Annotated in this window: 6 protein-coding genes and 2 pseudogenes; 3 read left to right on the top strand and 5 right to left on the bottom strand. The window is 59.1% G+C overall.

Translation table 11 applies throughout. The features are described 5' to 3' along the window. Positions 1-80: 80 nt before the first annotated feature. The 4 genes and pseudogenes from P3T23_RS30915 to P3T23_RS30900 form a co-directional block, all read right to left on the bottom strand. Positions 81-404 (bottom strand): annotated as a pseudogene (locus tag P3T23_RS30915) (LysE family translocator); the annotation flags it as partial. 180 nt (positions 405-584) lie between these two features. After that, entirely contained in the window at positions 585-1,445 is an 861-nt protein-coding gene (gene hpnK / locus P3T23_RS30910) for a hopanoid biosynthesis-associated protein HpnK (RefSeq protein WP_429319881.1), read from the bottom strand. Positions 1,446-1,511: 66 nt separating this feature from the next. Then, positions 1,512-2,051 carry a cytochrome b gene (locus tag P3T23_RS30905; protein ID WP_429319880.1) on the bottom strand — a complete coding sequence of 180 codons (540 nt, stop codon included), beginning with the start codon at positions 2,049-2,051 and terminating at the stop codon, positions 1,512-1,514. A gap of 48 nt (positions 2,052-2,099) precedes the next feature. Further along, positions 2,100-2,495: a hypothetical protein gene (locus P3T23_RS30900; RefSeq protein WP_429319879.1), complete on the bottom strand. Its 396-nt coding sequence runs from the start codon at positions 2,493-2,495 to the stop codon at positions 2,100-2,102. Positions 2,496-2,661: 166 nt separating this feature from the next. Between P3T23_RS30900 and P3T23_RS30895 the strand changes: the two are divergent. Together P3T23_RS30895 and P3T23_RS30890 are read left to right on the top strand one after the other, a co-directional pair. Beyond that, positions 2,662-2,802, top strand: a pseudogene (locus tag P3T23_RS30895) (winged helix-turn-helix domain-containing protein); the annotation flags it as partial. Then, positions 2,802-3,062, top strand: a complete 261-nt coding sequence (locus P3T23_RS30890) for a hypothetical protein (RefSeq protein WP_429319878.1) — start codon at positions 2,802-2,804, stop codon at positions 3,060-3,062. The pseudogene P3T23_RS30895 and the gene P3T23_RS30890, both read left to right, overlap by 1 nt. A 52-nt stretch (positions 3,063-3,114) precedes the next feature. Here the strand turns inward: P3T23_RS30890 and P3T23_RS30885 are convergent, their stop codons facing one another. Next, positions 3,115-3,711, bottom strand: a complete 597-nt coding sequence (locus P3T23_RS30885; protein WP_429319877.1) for a molybdopterin-dependent oxidoreductase — start codon at positions 3,709-3,711, stop codon at positions 3,115-3,117. A gap of 768 nt (positions 3,712-4,479) precedes the next feature. Here P3T23_RS30885 and P3T23_RS30880 point away from each other — a divergent pair. Beyond that, a complete protein-coding gene (locus P3T23_RS30880; RefSeq protein WP_429319876.1) occupies positions 4,480-6,330 on the top strand; it encodes an ATP-dependent nuclease in 1,851 nt (616 codons plus the stop codon). Positions 6,331-6,476 lie beyond the last annotated feature (146 nt).

The raw sequence follows: 6,476 nt of genomic DNA, 5'->3' as shown, positions 1-6,476 counted from the left end.
TGCGCTCTTCAGGCTGAAGCTGTTGATACGTTCTTCTTTTTTGCATGTGCGCACCTTACACGAGGAAGGTGTTGCACTTCAGATTTGATCGCGCCGCCTTTCACCGCCTTGTCCGCGCCGAGTCTGCCGTCATCGACGGCCAGTCTGTATGCCATGAAAAGCAGAAACGCCACGCCGCACCACTGGATTGCATGGGTCAGATCGGGCCAGCGGCTCAACAGTTCGTGCAGCCCCAGGCCGGTGAGCAGAAGCAGCAGGACAAAGCCCACCGTCGCGCCCGTCACATGCCGGATGCTCGCGCTGAATCCGTACTGCGCACCGGCCCCCAGCGCCACGATATTGACAGGGCCAGGAGAAATCGACGAGGCCAGCGCGAACCCCGCCATCGAAAGAAAAATGTTCATTGAACGTCCTCATTACCTTCTATCGAAACAGTCAAGGACCGAAGGTATGGGACGCAGGCCACCCGCGTATTGAAGAAAACTACCCTTTACGTTTGGCGCGACATCGCCGATGTCCTCATGCAGGACAAGCGCAATCCGGCGTGCGATGCCGACAGGCAGACCGGGTCAACTGCAGCCATTTCATGACGCCTGCACGGTTTCGGCAAACACATCAGCGAACCCGCCGCAGGTCGCGCCCGCGGCGGCGATGGCCTCAGCCACCCGCGGCGAAAGCAAGGCAGCGAGTTCGTCGGCGTGGCGATAGGCGTGCATCGCTGGTGTAAGCGCGCCCCCGTCCGCTGACGCCGGATGGCAATAGATCTCGCCGACACCGGCCGGCAATGACGCAATCGCGTCCAGCATCGCGGCCTCGTCCATCTGCCCCGTGCCGGCGATCCCGACGACGTAATCGTTGTGCGCCACGCCCGCCCGGTCAAGGCGCGCCCGAACGAGGGCTATCCACGGCCTGAGCCAGAACGGCGCGTGCGGTTCGAACGGCAGACGCACGGCCTTCATGCCGTATTCCCGCCCGATGTCGAGCATCAGCGAAAGCACCGTCGGATGCAGATGAAAATGCTTGTGTGTATTGACGTGATCGAGCCGCAGCCCGGTCTTCGCGAACGCATCGAACTGCGCGCGAATCTCCAGCGCGAGTTGCTCGCGCACGTGCCGCAAAAAGAAGAAGCGAAAGCCGTCGCGCACCATATTGCCGCCGAACCGGCCCTCTGCATCGACGAGCGCGGGAATCGCGCTGTGCGGCAAAACGGACGCCCCGTCAGCGAGCACCAGATGCAGACCGACACGCAGATCGGGCAAACACCGCGCACGTTCGACCGCGTCGCGCGCGGCAGGCGCCGCGACCATCAGGCTCGCCGCCGTCAGCACGCCATGCAGATGGGCCCGCTCCACCGCATCGTTGACACGGGGATCGAGGCCGAAGTCGTCCGCCGTAATGATCAGCGCGCGCTGAAGCGGGCGATGGCCGCGGTGTCTGTCAGTCATCGCGACCCGTCCGCGAAACCGTCGAACGACGGGTATGCAAAAGCAGCGTATTCATGGAATCGTGCCCTACGGCATCATCCGCTGCAAAACGCGGTCCTTGAGAACGAAGCGATGAAACAGTGCCGCGGCGACGTGCATGACGATCAACGCGAAAAGCGCCCACGCGAGCACACCGTGAATATCGCCCGCGGCGTGTCCCGCGGTGGATCCCGCAGGCATCAGCGCCGGCAGGTTCAATACGCCCAGCAGCCTGACCGCCCAGCCACGCGACGAAGCGTTGGCCCATCCGAGCACCGGCACGATGACGAGCGCGGCATACAGCAGGAAATGCGTGATCCGCGAGATCAGGCTCATCGCGGGAGACAGCGTGCCGGGCGGTGGCCGGTGAGTGAACCGCCAGACGATTCTGACAGCCATCGCGGCGATCAGTGCAGCGCCGACGCCCAGATGCCACGCGATCAACCCCACCGGCTTCGTATCGCGGTGCACGTCGGGCATGGTCCAGCCGATCACGAACTGCGCCGCGATCAAAAGAACCACGATCCAGTGCAGGAAGCGCGCTACGCCATCGTAAGCGGGGTCCAGCCGCTCTCGCAGATCTACCATGACAAGTCCTTGAATGTTCAACAGAGTCCGGCTTTGTCGCGCCCGCCGTCACGACCGCAGCGATCGTAGCGACACACACCCGGACAGCATATTCTGGAAAGGAGCCAGTTCGAACAGCCTGCGGCTAAAGCGCAGATGAAGCATGACGAGCTGGCGCCCCGGAAGGTGCGGCGACACGGAAATGGAATCGCCGTCCGCACCAAAGACCGTAGCATACCTGTTCTTCAGGGCCGATCGGAACGCGAGACAAGCCAGCCGTCTTGTCCCCAGCACGGCAGCGACGACGAGCGCGCACGCACCCAGCCGAAACGCGGTAGATTGAAATGCTTCTGCGGAAATACCGAACAGGAAAAGCGCGATCAGAACGGGCGCTTCGATGGCCGCGACTGCAAGCGAAGCAGTCGTGAGATACGCTCGCAGCATTTCCCGGGTGGATGACTTCATGACCTGTTTAGCGCGTGTCTGTGGTTCGAACGTGCTTTCGTTTACCTTGCTGCATTCTGACGACATCCGAACGCGTGTTTCGCACACAGCTTCCACACAGCTTCATGTCGATCAAAGACGAGCCGATGGTAGCGAGTCCGCCTGAAGGGAACCTTAAGCAGAATATCTTGAAGAAAGCCTGTACGGATGGCAGGAGGAAATCGAAAGCAATGCGATAGAAGTCCATATCTCCAACCTGCGCAAGAAGCTGGGCGCGGACCTGATCAGGACCGTGCGCGGGATTGGCTACGTCGTGGAGAAAGTGTGATGCTCGCCTCGATACGCGGCCGTCTGATGCTGCTGGTTTTCACGAGCATCGCGCTGGTGTGGGGGGTTGCACTCGTGGCGAGCTACCGGCAAGCCACTCATGAAGTGGAAGTATGGGAAAACGCCCGCCTTGCCGAGTTGGCAAAGATGCTGGCACGGGTATCGGTGGCCGTGGCCTCGCCATCGAGGTCCTGTTCCCGGCTTCAGCCGCAGCGCTCGCCGAACCGGGCCGACCGGCCACGGTCGGTTGACCGCATGTAAGGGCAGCGCAGCGCGCGGCCCGCATCACACTGCGTGGAGCGCACCTCGTTGATCACGCTGCATTGACCTGGATCTGGTACATGCCCCACGGACACAGAACGAACCGTTCCTTCAAGGGCTTCGCGGCCAGTTCGGGGATACGGTCAGCGTCATAAACCGCCCATAGCGCACCCAGACCACCCAACGACAACGGCTTGCCATCCAGATGTGTCGCCACGATGAAACGGTTGGCGCGCACCGTGTCGAGTGTCGTCTGGACTGCGTAACCGTCGATGGCTCGCAGCACGATCTTCGTGTCGCCCGAGCCAGGCGCCCCGACGCGCTCGAGCAGATCCGAAAGGAGCGGCCCGCTTAGCGTGTGCGGCTTCGCGTCGTATTCGAGCGTGGGCTTGATCGTCACGCGGGACATGCCCGCGATCGACGGGAAATCGAACGTATAGGCTTCGTCGAACTTCACCAGATGCTTGGCGAGCAGCTGGTCGAGCGCTGGATCGAGCGGGCCTCGATTGCTGTGTTTGATCGCGCCGCTGACGGTCAGCAGCACGGGCGATGCCGCACACGCGTCGTGAGCGACGTTCTTCTGGCCGAACGCGGATGATGCCGCAGCGCCTAGCACGGCGGCGCTGGTCAGAAACTTGCGCTTGTTCATTTTCGATTGCCCTTTGTGTGGCCGGTCTTCTGGTTGAACGGGTTAAAAACTCAATGACGTGTCGTTTGCGGTTGACGAAATTCCCCAAGCTCCATTGTCGTCACCGACATCGAGCTGTTTCCTTTTGCGATCACCGCTGTTACCACCACCACGACCACCAGCTTCGGCGGGTTGTCTGGAAGTTGTGCTAGCGAAACACGACGCAACTTCAGAGGCCCCGCCGGCGACGGACGGGACCTTCTGCGTTTACAGCCCTCCGTCAACCTCATCAACGTAACGGAGAACGCAGTGGACATGAAACAGGAAGTACATTTTTGCATCAAGTGCAGGGATATGCTTCACCCACGAACTGCAACCCTATGCTTTACAACAGAGCCGATGTCAAGTCGGCATTGTCGCATCTAGACGCAACTTTGAAGGTCCCAGTTCGACCCGAAGCGGTCACCGCACGTACTCCATAGCGGTCATTTACTCAGCAACACCAGCCTGCTGCGAACTCACAAGGCATGGGGGATGGGTGGTTACCTCCTCTCAGCGTCACGCTTCGATGCAAACCCACTGTCGTCATCACTTCTCGAACGCTTATGGTCGTTCAATCTTTACCCCGAAAGTCATATGCCTCGCTCCGCTTTAAAATAAAGTAGTCTCAGTGGGCGAAAAACGGCCCTCTGACGACCAACGTCTGGAGTTTAACTTTTCCCAGTCTGCACTTGATCATCGCAACGTGGGAATACACGCACGGGGGGCGGCTATCGCCGCTAATTGCATATGGAGTTTCCAATCGAACTGACGTTCACGGCCGAGACCGTCGCAGGTTCTGCGCAAAGAAAAGTCGCACTGCATCGAGGGTTGACCGTGCTTCTCGGGCCGAACGGGGCCGGGAAGACACAATTGCTGAGAAACATGAAGACAGCGCTACAGCCATTCGCTGGGGGCAAGCGGGTACGTTACCTCTCGGCCGGCCGAATGGGTTTATTTGAGCAGTTCCGGTCCGACGTTAGCGGCTGGTCCAATCTCCAGTACGACACCGCGAACTTTGGGTCGAAGAGCGATTCGAACAGGCGCCATGCCATGGAAGGCCTTAGCGGAGACTTCTACGCGCTAGCCGAACGTGTGGATATTCTAGTGAAGGTGCAGGAACGCCTTCGCAAGCTGTTTCGCAGAAATATCCTGGTGGAATGGGATGGCGGAATGCTGAAGCCACAGTTTGCCCGGCTTGACGTCAATTCGGAACCGTATGTGTCAAGCCGTGAGGCGTCGGGGCTTCTGCACCTCGTCGGTATGTTGGCCGCTCTATATGACGATGAGGTCGGTGCACTTTGCATCGATGAGCCTGAAGTCTCCCTACATCCGCAACTGCAGGCATTTCTGCTCGCCGAAATCCTGCGAGTCGCGGGCATCCCTGCGCAGGGGAACAACAAGAAGCTGATTGTGATTGCAACCCATTCGACTGAGATGGTACAGATCGCGAAGGCAGAAGATATGCTGTCTCTCGTCTTTTGCTACGACCGCGAATTCCCACCGGTACAGATTCCAGCAGACGCGGGGGAGCTGAAAGGCAAAAAGATCCAAGGTCTCGTTTCTCGTCTGGGGCAGGAGCACAAGCTATCGCTGTTCTCTCGACGCCCTCTTCTCGTCGAGGGCCCATCAGACGTGATCGTTTGCAGCGCGCTCGCGCGGAAAATGGATGCTAACCTCGAGGCCGCAGGTTCGCAATTGCTGCCGGTTATCGGGAAGGGGCAGATACCAGTAGTGGCCAAGCTGCTTCGGATGATGGGCAAAGACCCAGCGGTGCTTGCTGATGCTGATGCGCTTGCGGATAGCCTTGAACTCGCGTCGAGTTTTCTGATGAACAACGCAGCCGCCAATTCAAAGGCAGTTGACATGGGTGCCGATTCCGCGCTGGCGTTGGCCAAGTCGATCTACAACGACTTTTGCGCAGTTGTGACGGCACATTGGGATGCTGCGGCTGCCCACGCGGAAAAACATCCATATTGGGTCAACCGGGAAGAGGGTGAGGATGTCGCTGTCGTCAAACGCCGTGCCTTCTTCGCGACTCTATTTGCCCTCAATGACACGACGATCTCCTCCTTCGACAGCGCTGGAGTGATTGTCAAGATAAAAAACCGGCTTTCCAAACTTCTGGATTTGCTTGAGAGCGCGGGTTGCTTCATTTTACGCAAGGGTTCCATCGAGTCTTACTATGTAACGGCGGACCAATTCACGAGTCAAGAAAAGCCGACGGCCGCTGCAGACGAAGCTGAGCATATCGACCAGATTGAATGGCTCGATGCTGCAAAAAATTACGATGACATCGCACGTTGCATCACATACGCAGCGAATACAGCCCCGATCCGGGAGGCAGAGGCGTTGCGAGACATGCTTTTGGGGGCAGTCGCGCCAGCATTCGTCAAATTCAAAGAAGGGGGCTCAGAGCAGGATGTCACCAGTACCGCCCGCCAGATATTAGGGGAGCGGGCGAAGCTGTTCGACATGAAGCTCGTCGATGGGCAGCTTAGTATCGATGTTCGGAGTAACGTGCTCGACGTGAAGGGCTTCCCGATCGTCATCGAGAAGACAGACGACCTGATCGAGAAAGTCAGAAAAGCGCTGACCTGACAGGCCGTCTGCCTAATCCGCGAAGCGAATCGAATTGCGAATCTCCTCAGAGGTACAGGCGCCTTTTTCGCAGGCGCCCGTACAGATCCATCGCGCATGAGCGGTTTCGCTCACACCCTTCGGCCTTCATGTTCCGGTAGGGCGGT

The sequence above is a fragment of the Paraburkholderia sp. GAS448 genome (assembly GCF_050435685.1).
In the GTDB taxonomy this organism is placed as follows: Bacteria; Pseudomonadota; Gammaproteobacteria; order Burkholderiales; family Burkholderiaceae; genus Paraburkholderia.
Note: the sequence above shows the minus strand (reverse complement) of the source record. Positions and strands in the feature narration are given on the sequence as shown.

Excerpts from the sequence above, each read along its gene's own strand:
- hpnK (WP_429319881.1), bottom strand. The coding sequence starts at position 1,445 with ATGACTGACAGACACCGCGGCCATCGCCCGCTTCAGCGCGCGCTGATC.
- P3T23_RS30905 (WP_429319880.1), bottom strand. The coding sequence starts at position 2,051 with ATGGTAGATCTGCGAGAGCGGCTGGACCCCGCTTACGATGGCGTAGCG.
- P3T23_RS30900 (WP_429319879.1), bottom strand. The coding sequence starts at position 2,495 with ATGAAGTCATCCACCCGGGAAATGCTGCGAGCGTATCTCACGACTGCT.
- P3T23_RS30890 (WP_429319878.1), top strand. The coding sequence starts at position 2,802 with ATGCTCGCCTCGATACGCGGCCGTCTGATGCTGCTGGTTTTCACGAGC.
- P3T23_RS30885 (WP_429319877.1), bottom strand. The coding sequence starts at position 3,711 with ATGAACAAGCGCAAGTTTCTGACCAGCGCCGCCGTGCTAGGCGCTGCG.
- P3T23_RS30880 (WP_429319876.1), top strand. The coding sequence starts at position 4,480 with ATGGAGTTTCCAATCGAACTGACGTTCACGGCCGAGACCGTCGCAGGT.